The sequence below is a fragment of the Vibrio sp. 10N.261.45.E2 genome (assembly GCF_002875705.1).
Taxonomy (GTDB): Bacteria; Pseudomonadota; Gammaproteobacteria; order Enterobacterales; family Vibrionaceae; genus Vibrio.
The window spans coordinates 1-20,809 of the sequence record NZ_MCZZ01000159.1; the positions used below are offsets into that span (position 1 = coordinate 1).

Annotated in this window: 21 protein-coding genes and 2 tRNA genes; 10 read left to right on the forward strand and 13 right to left on the reverse strand. The window is 43.9% G+C overall.

Going from position 1 to position 20,809, the window contains the following annotated elements:
- Positions 1 to 319, forward strand: a 319-nt coding sequence (locus BCT34_RS21665; protein ID WP_076653107.1) for a DUF417 family protein, incomplete at its 5' end; no start/stop codon positions are given.
- 88 nt (positions 320 to 407) lie between these two features.
- Here the strand turns inward: BCT34_RS21665 and BCT34_RS21670 are convergent.
- The 6 genes from BCT34_RS21670 to BCT34_RS21690 form a co-directional block, all read right to left on the reverse strand.
- Positions 408 to 884, reverse strand: coding sequence for a GNAT family N-acetyltransferase (locus BCT34_RS21670; protein ID WP_076653104.1), 477 nt, complete (start codon positions 882 to 884; stop codon positions 408 to 410).
- Positions 885 to 1,055: 171 nt separating this feature from the next.
- Positions 1,056 to 1,205, reverse strand: a complete 150-nt coding sequence (locus BCT34_RS24505) for a hypothetical protein (RefSeq protein WP_165690293.1) — start codon at positions 1,203 to 1,205, stop codon at positions 1,056 to 1,058.
- A 94-nt stretch (positions 1,206 to 1,299) separates the two neighbouring features.
- Positions 1,300 to 1,656 carry a hypothetical protein gene (locus BCT34_RS21675; RefSeq protein WP_076653102.1) on the reverse strand — a complete coding sequence of 119 codons (357 nt, stop codon included), beginning with the start codon at positions 1,654 to 1,656 and terminating at the stop codon, positions 1,300 to 1,302.
- Positions 1,657 to 1,872: 216 nt separating this feature from the next.
- Complete coding sequence (locus BCT34_RS21680; RefSeq protein ID WP_076653100.1) at positions 1,873 to 3,117, reverse strand: RidA family protein; 1,245 nt, start codon at positions 3,115 to 3,117, stop codon at positions 1,873 to 1,875.
- A 585-nt stretch (positions 3,118 to 3,702) separates the two neighbouring features.
- Positions 3,703 to 4,053, reverse strand: a complete 351-nt coding sequence (locus BCT34_RS21685) for a hypothetical protein (protein WP_076653097.1) — start codon at positions 4,051 to 4,053, stop codon at positions 3,703 to 3,705.
- Between the two features lie 168 nt (positions 4,054 to 4,221).
- Positions 4,222 to 5,106 carry an AraC family transcriptional regulator gene (locus BCT34_RS21690; protein ID WP_076653094.1) on the reverse strand — a complete coding sequence of 295 codons (885 nt, stop codon included), beginning with the start codon at positions 5,104 to 5,106 and terminating at the stop codon, positions 4,222 to 4,224.
- Between the two features lie 193 nt (positions 5,107 to 5,299).
- Between BCT34_RS21690 and BCT34_RS21695 the strand changes: the two genes are divergently transcribed.
- The 6 genes from BCT34_RS21695 to BCT34_RS21720 all read left to right on the forward strand — a co-directional run bounded on the left by BCT34_RS21695 (position 5,300) and on the right by BCT34_RS21720 (position 11,208).
- A complete protein-coding gene (locus tag BCT34_RS21695; RefSeq protein WP_076653091.1) occupies positions 5,300 to 6,448 on the forward strand; it encodes an iron-containing alcohol dehydrogenase in 1,149 nt (382 codons plus the stop codon).
- Between the two features lie 225 nt (positions 6,449 to 6,673).
- Positions 6,674 to 7,420: an amino acid ABC transporter ATP-binding protein gene (locus BCT34_RS21700; protein WP_076653088.1), complete on the forward strand. Its 747-nt coding sequence runs from the start codon at positions 6,674 to 6,676 to the stop codon at positions 7,418 to 7,420.
- A complete protein-coding gene (locus BCT34_RS21705) occupies positions 7,420 to 8,217 on the forward strand; it encodes an amino acid ABC transporter permease (RefSeq protein ID WP_076653086.1) in 798 nt (265 codons plus the stop codon). The genes BCT34_RS21700 and BCT34_RS21705 overlap by 1 nt, the downstream gene beginning before the upstream one ends.
- A gap of 12 nt (positions 8,218 to 8,229) precedes the next feature.
- Positions 8,230 to 9,039 carry a transporter substrate-binding domain-containing protein gene (locus BCT34_RS21710; protein WP_017067595.1) on the forward strand — a complete coding sequence of 270 codons (810 nt, stop codon included), beginning with the start codon at positions 8,230 to 8,232 and terminating at the stop codon, positions 9,037 to 9,039.
- A gap of 105 nt (positions 9,040 to 9,144) precedes the next feature.
- Positions 9,145 to 10,071 carry an amino acid ABC transporter permease gene (locus tag BCT34_RS21715; RefSeq protein ID WP_076654031.1) on the forward strand — a complete coding sequence of 309 codons (927 nt, stop codon included), beginning with the start codon at positions 9,145 to 9,147 and terminating at the stop codon, positions 10,069 to 10,071.
- Between the two features lie 192 nt (positions 10,072 to 10,263).
- Positions 10,264 to 11,208: an ADP-ribosylglycohydrolase family protein gene (locus BCT34_RS21720; RefSeq protein WP_076654030.1), complete on the forward strand. Its 945-nt coding sequence runs from the start codon at positions 10,264 to 10,266 to the stop codon at positions 11,206 to 11,208.
- Between the two features lie 3 nt (positions 11,209 to 11,211).
- Here the strand turns inward: BCT34_RS21720 and BCT34_RS21725 are convergent, their stop codons facing one another.
- The 4 genes from BCT34_RS21725 to BCT34_RS21740 all read right to left on the reverse strand — a co-directional run bounded on the left by BCT34_RS21725 (position 11,212) and on the right by BCT34_RS21740 (position 13,941).
- The gene (locus tag BCT34_RS21725) at positions 11,212 to 11,673 is read right to left on the reverse strand and encodes a GNAT family N-acetyltransferase (protein ID WP_076654028.1); all 462 of its coding nucleotides are present in this window, start codon (positions 11,671 to 11,673) and stop codon (positions 11,212 to 11,214) included.
- Between the two features lie 73 nt (positions 11,674 to 11,746).
- Positions 11,747 to 12,241: a GNAT family N-acetyltransferase gene (locus tag BCT34_RS21730; protein ID WP_076654027.1), complete on the reverse strand. Its 495-nt coding sequence runs from the start codon at positions 12,239 to 12,241 to the stop codon at positions 11,747 to 11,749.
- An 18-nt stretch (positions 12,242 to 12,259) separates the two neighbouring features.
- On the reverse strand, positions 12,260 to 12,598 hold the full coding sequence (locus tag BCT34_RS21735; RefSeq protein ID WP_076654025.1) for a zinc ribbon domain-containing protein YjdM: 339 nt from the start codon (positions 12,596 to 12,598) through the stop codon (positions 12,260 to 12,262).
- A gap of 179 nt (positions 12,599 to 12,777) precedes the next feature.
- Positions 12,778 to 13,941 carry a threonine/serine exporter family protein gene (locus BCT34_RS21740; RefSeq protein ID WP_076654024.1) on the reverse strand — a complete coding sequence of 388 codons (1,164 nt, stop codon included), beginning with the start codon at positions 13,939 to 13,941 and terminating at the stop codon, positions 12,778 to 12,780.
- A 520-nt stretch (positions 13,942 to 14,461) separates the two neighbouring features.
- On the opposite strand from BCT34_RS21740, the gene BCT34_RS21745 reads away from it, so the two are divergent.
- From BCT34_RS21745 to BCT34_RS21755, 3 genes are all read left to right on the forward strand, one after another.
- Positions 14,462 to 14,536, forward strand: a tRNA-Gly gene (locus tag BCT34_RS21745).
- Positions 14,537 to 14,574: 38 nt separating this feature from the next.
- Positions 14,575 to 14,649, forward strand: a tRNA-Gly gene (locus BCT34_RS21750).
- 238 nt (positions 14,650 to 14,887) lie between these two features.
- Positions 14,888 to 15,145 carry a hypothetical protein gene (locus BCT34_RS21755; protein WP_076654022.1) on the forward strand — a complete coding sequence of 86 codons (258 nt, stop codon included), beginning with the start codon at positions 14,888 to 14,890 and terminating at the stop codon, positions 15,143 to 15,145.
- A gap of 110 nt (positions 15,146 to 15,255) precedes the next feature.
- Here the strand turns inward: BCT34_RS21755 and BCT34_RS21760 are convergent, their stop codons facing one another.
- The 3 genes from BCT34_RS21760 to BCT34_RS21770 all read right to left on the reverse strand — a co-directional run bounded on the left by BCT34_RS21760 (position 15,256) and on the right by BCT34_RS21770 (position 20,802).
- Positions 15,256 to 15,828, reverse strand: a complete 573-nt coding sequence (locus tag BCT34_RS21760; RefSeq protein ID WP_076654021.1) for a copper-binding protein — start codon at positions 15,826 to 15,828, stop codon at positions 15,256 to 15,258.
- A 106-nt stretch (positions 15,829 to 15,934) separates the two neighbouring features.
- The gene (locus tag BCT34_RS21765) at positions 15,935 to 19,078 is read right to left on the reverse strand and encodes an efflux RND transporter permease subunit (RefSeq protein ID WP_076654020.1); all 3,144 of its coding nucleotides are present in this window, start codon (positions 19,076 to 19,078) and stop codon (positions 15,935 to 15,937) included.
- A complete protein-coding gene (locus tag BCT34_RS21770; RefSeq protein ID WP_076654019.1) occupies positions 19,075 to 20,802 on the reverse strand; it encodes an efflux RND transporter periplasmic adaptor subunit in 1,728 nt (575 codons plus the stop codon). The genes BCT34_RS21765 and BCT34_RS21770 overlap by 4 nt, the downstream gene beginning before the upstream one ends.
- Between the last annotated feature and the right edge of the window lie 7 nt (positions 20,803 to 20,809).

The window sequence follows — 20,809 nt, forward strand, 5'->3', positions numbered from 1 at the left end:
CTTATCCGAACGGCATTACCCCGCAATAAACTGGCTTTACAATCTTTTCTCAGTACAAGCTGTGTCTAACATGGTAGGTGGCGCAGAGATCATTGTCGCGATTGGGTTGATCGTTGGATTTAAGAAGCCAACAATTGCCTTCTACTCAGGCATCGCAGCTGCGGCTATCTTTGTTGTGACACTCAGTTTCCTAATTACAACACCAAGCGTTTGGAAAGTATCGGATGGCATCTTAGTCACTAACTTCTTCCTAGTGAAAGACATCCTATTCTTGGCGATCGCGATTAGCGTCATCGAACGTAATAAACCTCAGAAGTAACCGTAAATCTAGAAGTGGCCGTAAACTTTGGAATAAAAAGACTCGAAGCTGGCTAGAAGGATGCTGCCAGCTTCTGATATATAGGCTTTTAGTCAGCAATACCGTCATGATTGAAGCATTGTCTCGTTACTAAGCCCCATTTATCGTCTTGGTATTGGTCTTCCACGTAGTTGCCTGAGGTGTAGTCGTTAACGACCTCTCTCCAGAACTTAACAGCATGGTCTGCGCCTAATACTTGCTTGATCTCCCAGCTGCCTTTTAGATGTTCAAACAGCTCAGAGATAAACTGTTTTCCTACTTTATTTTTCCTAAAATAAGGCACCACATAGAAGTCGCAAATCTCAAACTCATTTGGCGCTTTGGTTTCAATGGCTGTTAACGCAGCAGGAACACCGTCAATGTAGAGTAAATAACCCGTTACGGTATCACTAAGCGTCGGATATATTTCAAACAAGCCGTACTCGTCTGGTTTATCGCCGATTATCTTTGAAAACTCGGCCGCATAACCTTGATACAAATTCGCATATACCTGCTGATTACCACTATAGACTGTCACAATGTTCATAAACTGATCTCTATATTGTTTTACTCTACAATTCGCGTGAGCTTATCTTTTTCACATCGACTATCCTATTGATTATAGTAACAAATAGGATAGTTATCATAGACAATTATGACTTAAGTACTTTAAGGACAGAAAGTTGGCAATGGATCATAAATTCCATATTTCAGCGAACTAGAACACTTCAACCAATACAACTGACAACAGTACCCCACAGATAAAACTGGGGGCATGAAATGGGCGAGCTTTAGATTTTACGTACTCTTTCTGAAGTTCTTTTTGATAAGTTTTGACGGCAAGTTCTTTTACGTAGTTATTTTGCATAATAAGCTCCTTCTTAATCAGTAAGAGGAGCTTAAGACTTGAAGTTAGGTTGAGGTAAAGCAAAAATTCAGATTAATTGAATTTTTTATTTTTGTTACTCGAGGATTACCCTGAAAACATCGTTATTCACACCGCCCACGTCCACTAACTCTCCAGTTTTCATATGAAGTGATGTGTTTAGTTGTCGAGTTGAGCGTGGCTCTTTCGTTTCTCGAATCACGAGCATATCGACCAAGTAGCCTGAGTCTTGCTTTCGTATTGAACCCGAAAAAGTCACACTTTCGACCCTATCGGCAAGGACTGAATTGAATGTTTTATCCTCTAAAACACCCGCGGGTATAGATGTATCGCCATAAAACAGCGTGATGGTTGTTGGAGCGGGTAGCAACTCTTGATTGGACGAACACCCAATTAGAGCAAGGCACAGCAGTAAAATAGCTCGAAATTGCATAAACTGGTTTTCTTACATTAAGCTTCTGTTTTTCATATTAAAACACTTCGCATCAATAAACACCATCTGTCATGTAAGAGTTGGTTAAGAGTGAGATCTTCAGTGAGGCCTAATTGACGATATGCATCAAGCAACTAATCAGAGAATCAGCTCTAGCTCCTTGTTCAAGAGTTAGAGCCGACATTTGATCGCTATTTTTGAATTGAGTTAAATGAATTAAGCAACATCTTGTGGAGGTGTGCCTTCGCAGTTAGAAACGACGGCATCAATTTGTACCAGTGCGTTCATAGGGATCTCTGAAACCCCCACCACCGTTCTTGCCGGTAAGTCAGCATCAAAGAATGTGGTATAGATTTCGTTTACCGCATCAATATCTGAAATATCCTTAAGTTGAATATTGATTTTCACCGTATCGTCCATGCTATGGTCAACACTTTCAATTATCGATTTGATGTTCTTTAAACATTGTTCAGCTTGCTCTTTCACACCACCAGCAACTACTTTGTTTGTTTTTGGGTCTAAAGGCAATTGACCTGAAATATGATTGTAGTGAGAGAAAGCAACGGTGTGCGAATAAGGCATAAATGGTGCATCGACAGTATTATTGGCTTCAATAACCAGTAAACGAGTGTCTTCAGGTAATTGCGGCGGTGTGCCGTCGCCATGTGAAACGGATGTATCAATTTGAATCAAAGCGCCCATTGGCAGTTCAGCGGCATTAACAATCGTTCGCGCAGGTACGTAACTTGGGAAGAACTTAGCGCAAACTTCATTTACCTTGTCTGCATCTTCGATATTTTTAAGGTAAATCGTGGTTTTAACCACATCATTAATGACATGACCGATACTCTCTAGAATCGTCTTAATGTTTGATAGACATTGTGCTGTTTGCTCTGTGATTCCACCTGAAACCAACTCACCTGTATTCACATCAATCGGCAATTGAGCCGAGAGATTATTGTAGTGAGAAAACGCCGCTGTTTGCGTCGATACAGTACTTTGAGGCGCATTATCCGTATTTCTTGATACCTTAACTAACGCACATGGCTCCTGTGGGGTTGTACCTTCACCATTTGAGATAAGAGCATCCATTTGAACTAAAGCGTCACTGTTCGGTAGCGCAGCTACACCCACAACGGTACGTGTAGGAAGGCAGTTATTGAAGAAGCTTTTATAGACTTCATCAATAGCATCGATATCAGAAATATTCTTAACGAAAACGTTAATTTTCACGACATCATCCATAACATGGTCAATGCTTTCAACAATCGCTTTAATATTATTTAAGCATTGTGTTGCTTGATCTTTAATATCACCGATGACTATCTCACCTGTTTTAGGGGCAATAGGTAATTGAGCAGAAAAGTTATTATAATGAGAAAAAGCGACCGTTTGTGTAGATACAGAATTAATTGGTGCGTTCTCAGTGTTTCTTGAAATTTTAATGATATCGCTACTCATCGGAATTATCCTTTTAATAAATTAGGTATACGTATTTATATTTCACAAATATATTCGGAAGAAAGATTAAAGTAGCGCTATGTTAAGTGAATTATTTTTAGGTAAACGTGATATCCATCAGAATCTAAGTTTACTAGAAATCAGAACGTTACAGAATAATTAGTCACAACACGACTAATTATCCGCAATAAGAGGGCGATCCTAGTAATAAGTCTCTTTATTTTCTGATATATTCAAAAATCATGAATACTCACTCTAATAGACAAATGGATAACTTTTGAAATTTAGAAAATATTTGATAGGTTGTTCACATTAAAACTCCGTTACTAACGAAGTTAGTGAATTTATCACCTATACCCGTGCATAAACTTTTAGGCTATTTAATTAATTATTTGCTAGTTCCAACCTCATGAAAATTACGTTAATAGTATGTATGACAATCTCACGCTAACAATCTGACAGCATCCGCAATTAGACACATTCACTTATATATTTCAACAAGTGTCATACTAAGAATTGAGGGGCTGGAATATAGGTGAAGTGAAGACGGGCTTTAGACATAATGGTGTTTGATGAACTTTTAACTCAGAGAAATTGCAGAACAAAGCAAGTAATGAATGCGGGTAAACCAGCGATGAACAACACCAAGCCTGTTTGATAGTTCATTCGATCATGTTCTTTCTGGTCTTTATCAAAATCATGGCCTTCGACCATTTTGTAGACTTTATCTGTTACGGGATCATCAAGACGTGTCGTCTTACTATGAACGCCCCCTTCCCACATTAGCTTTGCTAAAAGCCAAATGACAATGACCACAAAAAACAAGAAGTCGACGAGCCTTGTCGTGGCAAAGAAAGGGAAAAACTGAGAAAGCACTAAAACAACCAATGCTGCCGTTAAGTTAATCAATGCTACTTTCTTCAATAAATCGAACAAAAGACCTCCTAGATTAAATGTTTGCTTTAGTACTGCTCAAATGTCTTTGATTGGTACATCTAGAATGAAGATTTAAAAAATATATAACTTTTGGTCAATCAAAAGATACGCGTGACATTACACAACATGAAATGCCGCACGTTTTGAAACATAAATATTGAGTAAAGGCTAAACAGCTCTTGGGGTTGTGTTGAAGTGGCGCTTAAATTCTCGGCTGAATTGGGATGGGCTCGAGTAACCGACTCGGCGTGCAGCGTCATTAATACGCAAGCCTTCTAGTTGAATCAGCTCTTTGGCTTTGTTGAGCCTTACCTTCTTCAAATATTGAAGTGGTGATACAAAGGTGACGTTACGAAAAGCATTGTGGAAAGCAGACACACTCATGTTAGCTTCATCTGCTAACGATTGAACGGTAATGGTTTGGTCGTACTCTTCATGCACTTTAGACAGCGCTTTAGCGACGCGTGCATAGTGACCATCATGATGAGCCAAATCAAACAGCACTCGCCCTTCTGAACCAGTTAGTGCGCGGTAGACAATCTCCGTCACCATGGCATCGCCCAATATATTGGCTTCAATGTCACAATGCAGCGTTTTCACCAATCGAGTAAAGCTCTCCAGCATTTGCTCTTCCATTGACGTCGACTCTAAGCCACTCGAATTCTGTTTGTGCTTGTTGCAGTAACTCTCTAGAAAGCCTTGGTCTTCGAGCTTTTTGACCAAGCTATGCAAGCGTTGAGAATCAATACTAATTGACAAACCAAGCAATGGTTCACCATTAACAGGCAAGGCTTCGCACTCTAACGGCATTGGCACACCTACCACAAGATAATCACCTGCAGCATAAGTCACTGGCCTTTCGCCAATGTAGATGTTCTTTTTTCCCTGTCCGAGCATGATAATACCAGACTGGTAAGTAAATGGCTGACGCTGATTCCCACCACTGCTCCTATACAACCACACGCCGCTGATTTCAGTTTCTCTGATCCCTTCGAGATCATTCCAACCTTTGTGTTCCACATAAGACTGTAATAACTGAGCGAGTGTTTTCATAAGTGGCGACTTTCCATTCTAAGTGCTAAGAGTAAGTAAGCTAAAGCAAAGGAAGAATATCAATTTTGTAGAAATAGGCAATTTATTTGGAGAAACTGCTCTTCATTGACCTAGATTACTGTACTAATATGCAAATATAGAAATTGAACAATAAACCAAAATAACAAATCTACCTTTACACAAGGAATCTCTGATGCAATTTACTTACGTTAACCCTACTGTTATCCATTTCGGCCAAGGCCAAATCAATGCTATCAGCCAAGCAGTTGATACTTCAAAGAAAGTACTGGTTATCTACGGTGGCGGTTCAATCAAGAGCAACGGTGTTTACGACCAAGTTGTCGAATCTTTGAAAGATCACTCTTGGATTGAGTTTTCTGGCGTTGAAGCAAACCCAACCAAAGAGACGCTAGACAAAGCAGTCGCTATTGTTAAAGAACAAAACGTAGAGTTCATCATCGCTGTTGGCGGTGGCTCAGTAATCGACGGTTCTAAGTACGTTGCTGCAGCGGCTAAATACGACGGTGACGGCTGGGACATCTTAGCGGGTAAACACCAAGTAACCGAAGCGACGCCAATCGGTGCGGTGCTAACACTTCCTGCAACAGGCTCTGAATCTAACATGGGCGCTGTAATCACTCGTAAAGAGACTCAAGAGAAACTGGCATTCATGAACCCTGCTGTACAGCCTAAGTTTGCAGTTATGGACCCAGACGTAATGAAGTCTTTACCAGAACGCCAACTGATCAACGGCTTGGTTGATGCATGGGTTCACGTATGTGAGCAATACATCACAATGCCAACAGACGCGATGGTTCAAGACGGTTACGCAGAAACATTACTTAAGAACCTACTTGTATTGGGCAAACAATACGATGAGCGTGATAACGATGCATGGCGTGCAAACCTAATGTGGACAGCAAACCAAGCGCTTAACGGCTTGATTGGCACAGGTGTTCCTCAAGATTGGGCAACACACATGATTGGCCACGAATTCACTGCACTATGGCATGTGGATCACGCACGTTCACTTGCGATTGTTCAACCTTCACTACTTCGCAACCAAATCGAAGCGAAACGTGGCAAGCTAGAGCAAATGGGTCGTAACGTATTTGGCCTAGAAGCAGGTGCTGATTTAGCTGAACGCACAATCGCTGCTATCGAAGCGTTCTACCACAGCCTAGACGTGGCAACTATGTTCGACGGCTACGAAACAGACAAAGCAACTGCGATTAACAATGTTGTCGCTCAACTTGAATCACACGGCTACCTACAACTTGGCGAGAACCAAGCAATCACGCCAGACAAAACACGTGAGATTCTAGAGTCAGCAATCCACTAAGATTCTCTAAAGTACAGAGAAAACAAAGGTAGTGGTCATGTAAAAACGAATTTTACATCTGACTGAACCCATTACTTTTTTCTTTCGTACAACAAAAGCAGCGTTCATTTTTGGACGCTGCTTTTTAATTTGCCCTACAAGATGCTATTAAATTCTCATAAGTCCCTAATTTTATGTGCAATCATATTTCTATATTGTTAAGGTAAACCTGTCTCTTTACTAGGTATGAACAACGATTTGAACAATCTCAAGGAAATGGTTAAGTTTAAGTCACTTAACAAGTGGTATGGTGATTTTCATGCCCTAAAGGATATCGATTTAAATATTGAACAAGGGGAGATAGTGGTGATTTGCGGGCCGTCTGGTTCGGGTAAATCAACCTTGATCCGTTGTATCAATCAGCTAGAACCTTTCGAAAGTGGTGAGCTTTCTGTGCTAGAACAAGTGCTACCGAGCAAGTTCAACACACCGGGACAAGTTGGAATGGTGTTTCAGCACTTTCATTTATTCCCACATCTTACCGTGCTTGAGAACCTAACTCTTTCTCCTATACGCACGCTGAAAAAAAGCAAACAAGAAGCCGAGAAGGTAGCAATGCACTATCTCGAGCGCGTGCACATCGCAGAACAAGCCAATAAATACCCCGTGCAACTTTCTGGGGGCCAGCAACAACGCGTGGCTATCGCCCGTTCACTGTGTATGAAGCCAGAATTACTCTTGTTTGACGAACCAACGTCAGCACTTGATCCAGAGATGATCAACGAAGTGCTTGATGTGATGGTTGAGCTGGCGAGCGAAGGCATTACGATGGTCTGTGTAACCCACGAAATGGGCTTTGCGAAACAAGTGGCCGACCGCGTTATATTCATGGATGAAGGACAGATTGTGGAATCTAATACTCCACAAGCGCTCTTTGAAAACCCTCAACATGAACGTACTCAAGCGTTCCTAAATCAGATCCTGACTTATTAATGTTGATTCGAATTATTAAACCCGCCCTGTCCGCTTTAGTACAAATTGTTGTGCTTGTGGCGGCTGTTGTTTGGATTCTCGATTCTGGCGCACAAACCATGGGATACAGTTGGCAATGGGAGCGCGTGCCCGACTATATTGCTTTCTATGAAGACGGTGAGTGGTGGCCTGCTGAGTTAGTTGAAGGGTTGTTGGTTACCATCAATATCTCTTTGATTTCTTTGGTCGCGACACTGTTCATTGGCTTAACAACAGCGCTACTCAGAAACTCCAATTCAGTGGTTGGGCGCACCTTAGCCACCAGCTATGTTGAGCTGATTCGTAACACGCCATTATTAGTACAAATTTACTTACTCTATTTTGTGTTTGGCCCCGTAATAGGGCTCGATCGCTTTAGCACTGCCGTTTTAGCTTTGGCACTTTTCCAAGGTGCTTACACCGCCGAAATCTTCCGAGCCGGTTTAAATGGTATTGCGAGAGGGCAATTTGAAGCAGCTCAATCTTTGGGCTTATCAAAGACCTATACTTACTGGGACGTGATTCTTCCTCAGGTAGTGCAACGTACCTTGCCGCCTTTGACAAATGAAGTGATCTCTCTTATCAAAAACTCTTCGATTGTGAGTGTCATGGCTATCTTTGACCTAACAACCGAAGCCAGAAACATCGTTTCTGAAACCGCGATGCCATTCGAGATTTGGTTCTCTGTGGCGATCATTTATCTTGCACTTACACTTTCACTTTCTGCCGTTGCTGCTTGGCTTGAGCATAAGCTCGGAGCTAACTGGCGAACACAATAAGGATTTATCAGCATGAAGCTATTTAAAACCGCAATTACAGCCCTACTTGCGCTTGCCGTCAGTTTGCCTGCACTTGCTTCTGAAACGCCTAACCTAGACAAAATCAACGAACGTGGCTCTCTACGTGTTGGTATGTCAACATTTGTTCCTTGGGCGATGCGCAACAAACAAGGCGATCTTGTTGGCTTTGAAATCGACGTAGCAAAACGCCTTGCCGAAGATTCTGGTTGGAAAGTGGAATTTGTTCCTACGGCATGGGACGGCATCATCCCTTCTCTACTATCGAACAAGTTTGATGTGATCATCGGTGGCATGTCTATCACAGAAGCTCGAGCTAAAAGCGTACTATTTACTGAACCTTACTCGCACTCTGGCGTTCAACTGGCTGCTAACAAAGAGTTAGCGGAAGGCTTTACTCAAATCTCTGATTTCGACTCTCGCCGTGTGAAAATTGCCGCTCGTCGTGGTGCATTCACGGTTCAAGTTGCTCGTGAAACCTTCCCTAAGGCAAAAGTTCTACAGTTCGATGACGATGCTCAAGCATTCCAAGAAGTGTTAAATGGCAACGCACACGCAGTTATCGCATCTAGCCCGAAACCAGAGCACGAAGCGATTAAAAACGCAGACACGTTATTTATCCCATTTGAAGAACGTCTATCAAAAGGCAATGAAGCGTTTGCCGTTCGCCTAGGTGAAACTGACAAAACAGAATTCTTCAACGAATGGATCAAAGCACGTACTGAAGACGGCTGGTTGAAAGAACGTTACGAATACTGGTTCTCTACTCTAGATTGGCAAGACCAGATTGCTCAAGGTCAGTAATCAGAATTTCTGCTAGTAAACCGAGGCAGTGCAGTGTCTGCACTGCCTCGATTCAGCAACTTGATTTGCTTTACTGATGATATAAAACTAAAAAACAGGAATGACGTGAGTAGTACTAGCGCATTAACAACACCGAAACCCAACGTTCATATGAAACCTTGGTATCAACGCCTTAACCTTTTGGATGGCGTGTTACTTGCTGTCATTTGTGTGTTTGCAGGCTGGCTTTATTATCGTTCCGCTGTTGGTATTAACTACCAGTGGCGCTGGGAAGATGCGTTTACCCTGATTTTCATCCCGCCTTCTCAAGGCAGTATCCCCTACTTTTTCCAAGGCTTGATCGCAACGCTGCGCTTGAGTGTTTGGAGTATGGTGTTAGCACTCTCTTTTGGCACATTACTTGGCGTCGCAAGGCACTCTAAAATCGCTTTCTTCAGAACGCCAGCGCTGATCTTTATCCAGTTGGTTCGAAATATACCGCCGTTGGTGTTTGTCTTCATTTTCTATTTCTTCGTTTCTAACCAACTGATTCCATTGCTCGGTTTAGAAAATATCTTACGTGAACACAAAGGTGATATTAACGCTGTTCAAGCCTTTCTCTTTGGCCCTGCTAATCTATGGGAAAACTTGGCGTCTGGTGTTATCTGTATTGGATTGCTCTCTTCTGCTTACATCGCAGAAGTAATTCGAGCTGGCTTAGAAAGTATTCCAAAAGGTCAATGGGAAGCGGCCGATTCGCTCGGCTTGTCTACGTTGTCTAAGTATCGTTTTGTGGTTGGTCCGCAAGTCTTAACAGCCATCACACCACCTCTGGCAGGCCAAGCGATCTCCTTGGTTAAAGACACGTCTATTGTGTCTCTAATTTCGATCCAAGAGATGACTTTCGTTGGTACTGAAATGGCCAACTCTTCGGGTTTAATCTTCGAGATCTGGCTCATTGTAGGCTTCGTATATTTTGCTTTATGTTTTGCGCTTTCACGCCTTTTCAAAATGATTGAACAACGTTCTAGCGCCTACTTAAACCACCAGTAAAGCCATTAATCAAAAGCACCGACTCGCCCGACCATTCATCCCCCCTATCAATTTCACCTGATTGGTTTAAGTTATTGACCAATCAGGATTAATCCCTTGATATTTCTTCTTCAAAACACAGCAAAATGCTCGTCTAAAAACTATACTTAGAGTATCGAACTACGTTGATTCTTCGTAAGGACATCACTCAACATGGACAATCATAAAGAAAGAGCTTTTTACGCCGTTGTTGGCGCACTGGTCGGAGACGCTGCTTCAATGGGGCTGCACTGGTTGTATGACCAAGAGAGGATCTTGCACGTGGCGGGTTTTGAACCAGAATTTCGTTCACCGAATCAGTTCGATTATCAAGACAAAGGTTACTTTGCACACTCAGGAAAAACCGCAGGCGAGCAATCGCAATATGGAGCTCAGTTATTGGCGATGGTCGACAGCTTAGTCGACAACCAAAAATACGACGAAGCGAGTTACATCAAACATTTCCGTTACTGGTTTGATTTTGGTGGCAGTTGGCGAGGCTACATTGATAAGGCGACTCGAATGAGCTTGCTGAACATACACCAATTGGAGTTAGACGATGCTCCCATAACAAGGTGTGGCGCAGATGACACACAACTTCCCGCAATTTCAAAGATCATTCCATTAGTGGCCTGTACTTACACCTCTCATACCTTGCCAGCTATGGTGGAGAGTGCGGTGCGAGTGACCAACAACAACGACAAAGCCGTCGAATGGGCGCAAGCCATCACCCTATTAATTCAAGCAGCAATTCAAGGTAACTCTCCATTGCAGTCTGTAGAAATGGTCAGACAAACCTGCAGTAAGTTCATACACGACCAAATCGATGAAGCCTTAGCTGAACCCGAACTTTCAATTACAGATGCCGCGAATAAGTTTGGGTTGCATTGTGAATTGAGCGCTGCGTTCCCACTACTGATTCGCATCATTGCTGGCGCTCAGAGCTTTAAACAAGGTATTCGCGACAATATCTTATGTGGTGGTGACAGCTGTGGACGTGCCATCGTGATTGGCGCAGTATTAGCGGCTTGTTTCTACGAAGAAGACGGTGCGATTCCAACAGAATGGCTGAACCAAGTCGAACTCAATGGTGGTGTATTGTCTTTGCCGATTGAGTAGCGATTACAACAAAACGGCACATTGTGCCGTCGGGATTATACGCCACATATAAACAAACTGTTCGTTTTGCGAGGTGATTTCAAAACCAAATCGGAGATACAACTCCCCAACTCGATTACCCTGCAGATAACACAACTCAACTGGCATATTGAGCTTATCTGCGTGAGCTAAGTAATCGCTGAGCACTTGACTACCAATACCCTTGCCATGATATTCAGGCAACAGAAAGAATCGGCAAAAGTAGAAGTGGTCGCCCTTGTCTTGCAGTAGCACGCTGCCAATCGCTTTTCCCTGATATTCGATTATTTCAGGTCTTTCTTCCGCCCACTCTTCGGCATGTATATCTCGTTGAATTTGTTCATCCCAGCCAAATACGGCTTTGATCGGTTCAAACTCAGCGGCCTTCTTAAGCTCGAATAGAAATTCATAATCTGATGGCTGAGCAGGCCTTGTCGAATATTTCAAAATATCTCCAACAATAATCAATCGAGGCTTTGATTTCGAAACAATCACTCACCACAGTGTGATTAAATAAGGTTCATTTAGGGGCTAGTTGATAACGCAACACTTCGCGATTGTCTTGCTCCGAATAAAACGTACTCAAGAACTGACCACCGCACTTCTCAATCACTTTTCTTGAAGCGACATTTCCACTTTCACAACTAATAATAGCGTTTTCTGTCAATACATGTCGTTGAACCCAAGACAACATATGACTAGCAACACCTCGCCCTCTCACCTGTGGCAAAGTCTCGTAGCCGATATGTCCGATAACGTCATGAATGTATTCACTCGTTCCGTGGCGAACTCGGATTACGCCAAGGATCTCACCTGACTCGATACAAAAATATGTAGAGGCTGGCGTCCACCCTTCTGGCAGGTCATCTCCTTTTGAATAAGCAATTCGCCTTTTCAAATACGCATCGCTGCCATCGGAAATACCTGTGTAAATATCTAACCTATCCTTAGCGCAAGCATTCACATAGTGATGAAAGGCACTTGAGTGCGATATATCGGCTTTGAGTATATCCATATAGTTTTGAGGCCCCGATTACTGCTTCTTAACGTATTTGGCAGTCACCAGCATTTCACCACCACCATCCAACTTACAATCTAACTGGTGATCTTTGCCTTCATTGATACGTCGAATCACGGCTTTAGTGCCGATTTTCAATACGCTAGAACTGCCTTTCACTTTTAGATCTTTAATGAAAGTCACTTTGTCTCCAGTATCTAACACTGCACCGTTAACGTCCTTAACACGCGCGGCTTCTCTTTCTAAACGCTCTTCTTCTGGGTTCCATTCGTAGGCACACTCAGGGCAGATTAGGTTGTTTTGGTCTTGATAGACATATTCAGATTGGCATTGTGGGCAAGGAGGTAAAGACATACGTTAATACTTTATTTAAATAGGGTTTGTTCCATTTTAATGGCTCTTGTCAGGCTTAGCGAGCATAAATCTGACAAGTTTTTCGGAGAGTTAATTGTCTTAGAAAAAGATCAGTAGCTAAAACGAACAAACACAGCCGCTAAGCTGTGTTTGTTCAAAAATTTGAGAAACGTAACGGCTTAACGTTCGACTTTTGGTGAGTAGATAGAGTACGCGGTGATTTGACCTGCCACAATTGCAGAGAACATGAATAGCGCAGACAGACCAATACTCGGAATAGGCAAAATCGACTGTTCAAACACCGACTGGCTGGCGCTCACCAATACTCGGCTACCTGGAACCAAGATGATTATCCCTTGCACGATATAAATAGAACCCGTGAGCTCCATCTTTTTGGCAATCCAAGTACCGTACAAAGTGATCAGAACCGTCGTAACCCAAGTACCTACAACCCAACCACTATCAAAACCTAGATAGAACGGCCCCCACATACCAAGAACCGCAACTGGCAAGCCAAGCAAGATGTCTTTAGGTCGAGCATTGAACATCACGCCGATAGACACAGAGATCAGCACCAAGCCAGATATGTGCATCCACACGGGGACAGCATTGGTATAGTCGATGGAAACCGCTTGCCCCCATATCGCTTCACCAATATTTAGACCCATGATAATCCCGACAAACAGCTTTATCAGGGTTAAGGCACTCTGCCCTAGCAAACTGGTACCCGAGACGAGATCATTGAACGCCAAACACTCTAATGCGTTGGCTATGGATAATCCGGGGACAAACAACACGATTGAGGCAATACACAACGCCCACACCGGAATCGGTAAACCAGTGCTCGCCAAGAACGCCACAAAGATACCCGTTAACAATGCAGAGATAAATTCAACCGCAATTGCTCGACGTGAATGAAGAACTTGCTGACACACCCAAACCATTAAACCCAATAACGCAGAAAAGCCAACCGCTTCCAACGTACTGCCGACTAGCATTAAATACGCAGGCGGGATACCCATATTGGCCAATGCAGTCACAAATTTAGAGTAACCCACAGGCTCTGGTACTGGTTCACTGCTTGGTTGATTAATACGAATGATGGTGTTCGCCAACAAACTTAGGTTAATAGAAGCTGGCTTTAAGCGCTTAAGAATAACGGCGTTGTTGTCGTCTGGAAATTGATAATTAATCGCGGTTGGTGTTGCTTGGATCATCACATCCACACCATGCTTTTTTGCATAAAATTGTGTGTACTTTTCAAGCTTATAGGGAGCACAACCACTGCGGTGAAGAGTGTCACCAATTTCAACAATTTTGTTAATTCTGAACTGAGAAGGCATGGGTATTTTAGGCGAGACAAAATGTGCGGCAAATGTACCAAACGATAGACGGAATGACGAGACTTTTGCGTGAATTATCAACTGAACTCGTTACTTTTTTCTGCAAAGGCTTAGAAGTGCCTATTACTCTACTCATTTGGGATTAGTTTAATGAATGATATGAATCGTTCGTAAGTTAAAACTATGCATTCATACTGTTATAAACGCACTTCAGAATTCGGTTTAAATCACGATGGTGTTAACACCTTCAAGCTCTGAATTTGCCATCATCTGTGAGCAAATTAGACTCGACATCGGTTTATAAATTAACCCCCATACCCGTTTTCCAAATTATCAAGTAGCCGCCCGTTTGAATCTTGACCTTAACGAGAGTTTAGTCACATTTTATTCATTCTAAAAACGCTAGACCTGTTTGAAAAACTAGCGGAGTGGTGGTTATGCGAGCACTTAGAATAAAAATGAAAGAAAAAGGTTTCGTTTTCAGTTAGATGTGGCATTATCAAACTCGTTAAGACGATGTGCGTGCATCGTATAATGGCTATTACCTCAGCCTTCCAAGCTGATGATGCGGGTTCGATTCCCGCTGCACGCTCCAATCTTCTTGATGCCTCAGTCTTACTCTTAAGACAGTGTGCGTGCATCGTATAATGGCTATTACCTCAGCCTTCCAAGCTGATGATGCGGGTTCGATTCCCGCTGCACGCTCCAATCCTACTTAGGCTTTATTCAGCCGAAACTTTCCCAAAGTTCAGACGTTTCAACATCAATTTTATCGTCTCTAGATAAATCCGTTAATTCACTCTATTGCTTCGTATTTTTATAACTAATACCACAGTTCTACTCTTAGTCGTTTTCGAAATTGTTCCAATCTAATAATCTCGGTCAATATCCGAAAAAATGGTTGTGTTAATGTGCGCCAATTAGAAACCACCACAAAACAATAAAAATGTTTAAAAGCAATGAGTTAACAATAAACATTGAAGCAATCAATGTCGCGCTGTCAAAAGTCGAAAATGCGAACAAAATTCAGCTTAATACGCTGAAGGGTTACGTGAGCAGCGAACCAGAACAAGCCGTTCTTGCGTTTCGCTCTTTGAATGAAGTGGATTCTATCGACGATAAGCTAAAGAAAATTCTGACTGAGCTGCCTCATTTAAGTAGTGAAGCACAACACCTACTGGAAACATCGATTCTTTTACAGTGATGGGTAATAAAGATAAGTCTCGACTGTCGCATAGACATTAGTAAAGACTTATCTTTAATTTCCTAACTCTGATTGAATTTCTCATTCAATCAAGAGCCAATGATTAACGTCTAAAGCGTTACACTTTTCACCATACCCGCTTCTGCGTGCCCTGGAATATTACAGGCAAATTCTACGTGATTGTCTCCATGGAAATGCCAAAGCATCTGCTTCGCTTTGCCCGGTTTTACTGTCACTGTACTGCCAGAATCATGAGCATGCTTACCCATGTTTTTCATCATTTCACGACGCTCTAACTGCTCCGCAGCAGAACCAATCGAGAATTCGTGATCGATCTTGCCTGTGTTCATCACAACGAACTGCACCACATCGTTCGGCTCAATTTCAACCCTGTTCTTAAAGGTGATTTTCATGTCGTCACTCAGTAAAACATGAACCACTTTATCCGGTTTTGCCCCCGTCGCAGGCATGCCTACTTCAGACATACCGTCCATATTCATCATCATTGAATGATCCATCTTTCCACCTTTCATCATGCTGTGATTCATCTTCGAGTGGTTCATTTCTCCGCTCTTCATCATCGAGTGATCCATACCTGAGTGGTCCATCGTCGAATGATCCATTGCAGCAAATGCTGTTGAAGCGGTGATTGTTAGGGCGATAGTAATTAGTGTCTTTTTCATGGTCTTTCCTTAAATTGATTCTGTTTATTTTGCTGGTTTTATATGTTTATGTGGTGCGCCCTTACCTACTCCTACCTCGCAAGTAAGGGCTTTTATAATCAGTACGTTATTTACTTGTCTCGCTTTGGATCTGAGTGACCTCACGCTGCTTCCATAGCTTGAAGATCGCAGGAAGCACCAATAGAGTGAGCAGTAGTGCAGACGCCATTCCACCAATCATCGGCGCAGCGATTCGTTGCATCACTTCTGAGCCTGTACCTTCTCCGTACATGATTGGGATTAATCCAATGATTACGGTAAGCACTGTCATCATGACTGGACGCACACGAAGACCTGCCCCTTCACGAATGGCATCAGTGAGATCAGTTTGTTGGAGTGTTTGCTGGTTCTGTTCAGCATCGAGCTTTTTGAAATGCCACGCTTGGTTGAGGTACACCAACATGATTACCCCAATCTCTACCGCAACGCCCGCTAGCGCGATGAAGCCAACACCAACCGCTATGGAGAAGTTGTAATTGAGGTAGTGCATCAACCACAGACCACCAACCATGGCTAATGGTAATGTCAACATGATCACCATCACTTCACCGACGCGGCGGAAGCTCAAATACAGCAGCAACATGATGATGGCGATGGTGATAGGCACGACCACACTTAGGCGATCTTTGGCCCGTTCCATGTATTCGTATTGACCAGACCATGCGAGCGAGTAGCCCGCAGGCAATACGACTTGCTCGGCAACCACTTGCTGCGCTTCTGCCACGTAAGAACCAAGGTCACGACCATCAATATCCACGAATACCCAACCATTGGGGCGCGCATTCTCGGTTTTGATCATTGGTGGGCCATCTTCGTAGCGGATATCCGCGACATCAGAAAGCGCAATACGTGCACCGTTTGGCGTAACGAGTGGTAAGTTCTGTAACTTCACTACAGAATCACGGTAATCTTGCGGGTAGCGGACGTTGATTGGATAGCGCTCCAGCCCTTCAACGGTTTCACCCACATTCATTCCGCCCACGGCCGTTGAAATAACCTGTTGAACCTCTTTGATGCTTAATCCATAACGAGCAGCAGAGCGGCGCTTGATGTCTATCGTGACATAACGACCACCAGCCACGCGTTCGGCATACACAGAAGCCGTACCACTCATACCATTTAAGATAGGTTCCAGTTGAGACCCGATATCCTCAATCACACTCAGATCAGGGCCTGCGATTTTGATGCCGATTGGTGTTTTAATGCCTGTCGCTAACATGTCGATACGAGTCTTGATTGGCATAACCCATGCGTTAGTCAAACCCGGGAACTGAATCAGATCATCGAACTCTTTACGCAGCGACTCAGTAGTGACACCGTCACGCCATTCATCTCGAGGTTTCAGCTGAATAACCGTTTCAATCATGGTCAGTGGCGCAGGGTCGGTTGCCGTTTCCGCACGTCCAATCTTGCCCCATGTGGTTTCAACCTCTGGAATGGTTTTGATCAGCTTGTTGGTTTGCTGCAGCAATTCACGCGCCTTACCTATCGAGATCCCCGGATAAGTAGTCGGCATGTACATCAAGTCACCTTCATCCAAAGGAGGGATGAACTCACTACCAAGCTTACTGGTTGGGTAATACGCAGAAGCCATCAAGCCTAGCGCGATGACAATCATCACTTTTGGATACTTAAGGCTTAAGTTGAGCAATGGTTTGTACATAGTCACTAAGCTGCGGTTCACTGGGTTCTTGTGTTCAGGTAATACGTTGCCACGAATGAAGTAACCCATTAGCACTGGTACAAGCGTGATAGCCAAGCCTGCAGCCGCAGCCATTGCATACGTTTTAGTAAACGCGAGTGGACAGAACATCTTGCCCTCTTGTCCTTCTAATGCGAATACAGGAACGAAGCTTAAAGTAATAATGATGAGCGAAAAGAACAGCGGGGCTCCCACCTCTTCTGCGGCTTTACCAATCACTTGCCAACGGTTTTTATCGGTCAGAGGCGTTCGCTCAATATGTTTGTGAACGTTCTCTATCATTACGATCGCACCATCGACCATGGCACCAATCGCAATTGCAATGCCACCAAGAGACATGATGTTGGCATTAATGCCCTGCCAATGCATCACAATAAACGCACCTAAAATACCAACAGGCAAACTCAGTGCGATAACCAGTGATGAACGAATATGGAAGAGGAACAGCGCGCACACAATCGCGACCACGATGAACTCTTCTGCCAGCTTTTTCCATAAGTTCTCAACCGCAGAGTCGATCAAGGTTGAACGGTCATAGGTCGCGACAATTTCAACGCCATCAGGTAAGCCAGCTTGTAGCTCTGCCAGTTTATTCTTAACAGAATCAATTACTTCACTGGCATTTTCACCAAAGCGCATCACGATAACGCCACCAACCGCTTCTCCTTCACCATTTAGCTCTGATATACCACGACGCATCTGCGGGCCAAGGTTAATGTCAGCAATATCTCCCAATAGCAGCGGTGTGCCTTTGTCGGTTACTTTTAGTGGTAGTGATTGAATGTCTTCAATGCTTGTCAGGTAGCCCGTTGTGCGAACCATGTGCTCGGCTTCAGCAATCTCGACAACAGAAGCACCCGTTTCTTGGTTACCATCTTGGATCGCCTTATTGACCTGTTGAAGCGTTAGGAAATAAGCGCGTAATTTGGCAGGATCAATCTGTACTTGATACTGCGTCACCATACCGCCTACCGTCGCGACTTCAGACACACCCTCAACGGTTTGCAGTTCATACTTCAAGAACCAATCTTGCAAACTACGAAGTTCGGCTAAGTCGTGCTTACCGGTTTTATCTTGCAGTACATAGCTGTAAACCCAGCCCACACCGGTGGCATCTGGCCCTAATGTTGGCTTAGCACTTGATGGCAAGTTAGACGCTACTTGACTCAGGTACTCCAACACGCGAGAGCGCGCCCAATACATATCGGTATCATCATTGAAAATGATATAGACGTAAGAATCGCCAAAGAACGAATAACCACGAACCGTTTCGGCTCCCGGCACAGCTAACATCGCCGTGGTGAGTGGATACGTTACTTGATCTTCGACCACTTGTGGCGCTTGACCCGGATAGCTCGTTTTGATGACCACCTGAACATCAGATAGATCAGGAATCGCATCAACGGGCGTATTTTTTACGCTGTATAAGCCACCAAACACGATGGCGACAGTCGCGACCAGAACCAGAAATCGGTTACTGATGGACCAACGAATAATTGCATTGATCATAATGTGCCCTCACCCGCTTCTAAAGATTTGAGCACATAATCTGAACCCTGTTTCGCCACTAGAAACCGGATGGTTTGACCCTCGGCAAACTCGGATAAATCAAGGTCGTCACTGGCTTGGAAATTCATTTCGCCCGCTTTCCAATCCCACTCAGGCACAGGCTTGTGGCTCACCGTGATCATTCCGAAATCAGGCATTAGCATGGTGATGTTACCCTTCACCCACACTTCACCTGGCATTTGATGTTCACTGACCTTGTAATCAACCACCTCGTATTGGCCTGACTCCGTTTTCATCATTTCAAAATCAACCACTTGCCCGCGCTTAAGCTGGCTGATGTCCAATTCTTCAGCGAAGGTGAAGTTCATGACCATGCCCGGCCAATCCCACTCAGGTACAGGTTGGTGATTGATGGTTGCCATACGGCTGCCTTGCATAACATCTGCAATTTCACCTTTTGCCCAGGCTGTGTCTGCTTGTTCTTCTACACCATTGATTCGTGACAAATCCGCTGATTGGCTAGATTCAGAATCCAGCATGAAGTGCGCTGAAGTGACAATCCGCTCGTCTTGCGTGAGCCCTTGCAACACCTCGATCTTGTCACCCGCTTCACGCCCTACTTCAATGCGTGCCGAACGGTATTTACCTTCGCCTTCAGACAAAACAACACGAGTCATACCGCCGGAATGAATAACCGAAGATCTTGGAACAGTAAGAACTTGGTCGTCACTGATGGGTTTCAGTGCGATATTGGCGAACATGTTAGGTTTAAGCTCACCATTAGGGTTAGAGAATTTCAAACGAACGCGTAAGGTTCGTGTTTTAGGGTCAAGGATTGGGTACACGTAGTCCACAGTTCCCTGCCACTCTTTACCCGGAATCGCATCAAGTGTCATCTCTGCATTACTGCCCGATGAGATCCAGTGTGCTTGGCGCTCAAACACTTCTGCGTCAACCCAGACTTCATCTAATGGCCCTGCACTGATTACCGCTTGAGCAGGCGAAAGATAACCACCCTCACGAATGTTGAGGCTTGCAATAACGCCATCTGCAGGTGCTTTGATTTCAATGGTTTGTGAAGCTTTGTCCTGTCGAGTAATCGATCGAATCTGGGCTTTATCAACGCCCAAGGTCACCAAGCGTTCAGTCGATCCTTTTATCAATCCTTTGCGACCTGTTTTGTAAGCACTCAGCAGTTCCTCTTGTGCTTTAACAAGCTCTGGAGAGTAAAGCGTGAAAAGCACATCGCCTTTATTCACCTTCTCACCGACCGCGTTAATATAAAGCTTCTCAACCCAGCCTGCAGCGCGAACGTTGGTTTGCCACAATGTACTTTCATCGAACGCCACGTAACCGACCGTTTCAATACGTGGAGACAAAGACTCCAACTCAACCTTTGCTGTTTTGACACCGAGGTTGTTTTCTACTGACGGGTCAATAAATACAGTGCCAGCTTTGTCTGAACCAGCACTTAAGTCATCGGCGTATACAGGAATCAAATCCATACCCATCGGAGATTTACCCGGTTTGTCACGCTGATAATTTGGATCCATCGGTGCAACCCAATACAAGGGCTCATCGCTCGCCTGTGAGGAGGAGTTTCCCTGAATCGCCCCCGCCATTGCTGACATATCATGTGCCTGGTTAATTAGAAAATAATTAGCACCAAAACCTAGTGCGCCACCGACCAACAATGCGATTGTGGCTACTTTTACTGATTTCATTATTCGT

Coding starts and splice junctions, on each gene's coding strand:
- BCT34_RS21670 (WP_076653104.1), bottom strand. CDS start 884: ATGAACATTGTGACAGTCTATAGTGGTAATCAGCAGGTATATGCGAAT.
- BCT34_RS24505 (WP_165690293.1), bottom strand. CDS start 1,205: ATGCAAAATAACTACGTAAAAGAACTTGCCGTCAAAACTTATCAAAAA.
- BCT34_RS21675 (WP_076653102.1), bottom strand. CDS start 1,656: ATGCAATTTCGAGCTATTTTACTGCTGTGCCTTGCTCTAATTGGGTGT.
- BCT34_RS21680 (WP_076653100.1), bottom strand. CDS start 3,117: ATGAGTAGCGATATCATTAAAATTTCAAGAAACACTGAGAACGCACCA.
- BCT34_RS21690 (WP_076653094.1), bottom strand. CDS start 5,106: ATGAAAACACTCGCTCAGTTATTACAGTCTTATGTGGAACACAAAGGT.
- BCT34_RS21695 (WP_076653091.1), top strand. CDS start 5,300: ATGCAATTTACTTACGTTAACCCTACTGTTATCCATTTCGGCCAAGGC.
- BCT34_RS21700 (WP_076653088.1), top strand. CDS start 6,674: ATGAACAACGATTTGAACAATCTCAAGGAAATGGTTAAGTTTAAGTCA.
- BCT34_RS21705 (WP_076653086.1), top strand. CDS start 7,420: ATGTTGATTCGAATTATTAAACCCGCCCTGTCCGCTTTAGTACAAATT.
- BCT34_RS21710 (WP_017067595.1), top strand. CDS start 8,230: ATGAAGCTATTTAAAACCGCAATTACAGCCCTACTTGCGCTTGCCGTC.
- BCT34_RS21720 (WP_076654030.1), top strand. CDS start 10,264: ATGGACAATCATAAAGAAAGAGCTTTTTACGCCGTTGTTGGCGCACTG.
- BCT34_RS21730 (WP_076654027.1), bottom strand. CDS start 12,241: ATGGATATACTCAAAGCCGATATATCGCACTCAAGTGCCTTTCATCAC.
- BCT34_RS21735 (WP_076654025.1), bottom strand. CDS start 12,598: ATGTCTTTACCTCCTTGCCCACAATGCCAATCTGAATATGTCTATCAA.
- BCT34_RS21740 (WP_076654024.1), bottom strand. CDS start 13,941: ATGCCTTCTCAGTTCAGAATTAACAAAATTGTTGAAATTGGTGACACT.
- BCT34_RS21755 (WP_076654022.1), top strand. CDS start 14,888: ATGTTTAAAAGCAATGAGTTAACAATAAACATTGAAGCAATCAATGTC.
- BCT34_RS21760 (WP_076654021.1), bottom strand. CDS start 15,828: ATGAAAAAGACACTAATTACTATCGCCCTAACAATCACCGCTTCAACA.
- BCT34_RS21765 (WP_076654020.1), bottom strand. CDS start 19,078: ATGATCAATGCAATTATTCGTTGGTCCATCAGTAACCGATTTCTGGTT.
- BCT34_RS21770 (WP_076654019.1), bottom strand. CDS start 20,802: ATGAAATCAGTAAAAGTAGCCACAATCGCATTGTTGGTCGGTGGCGCA.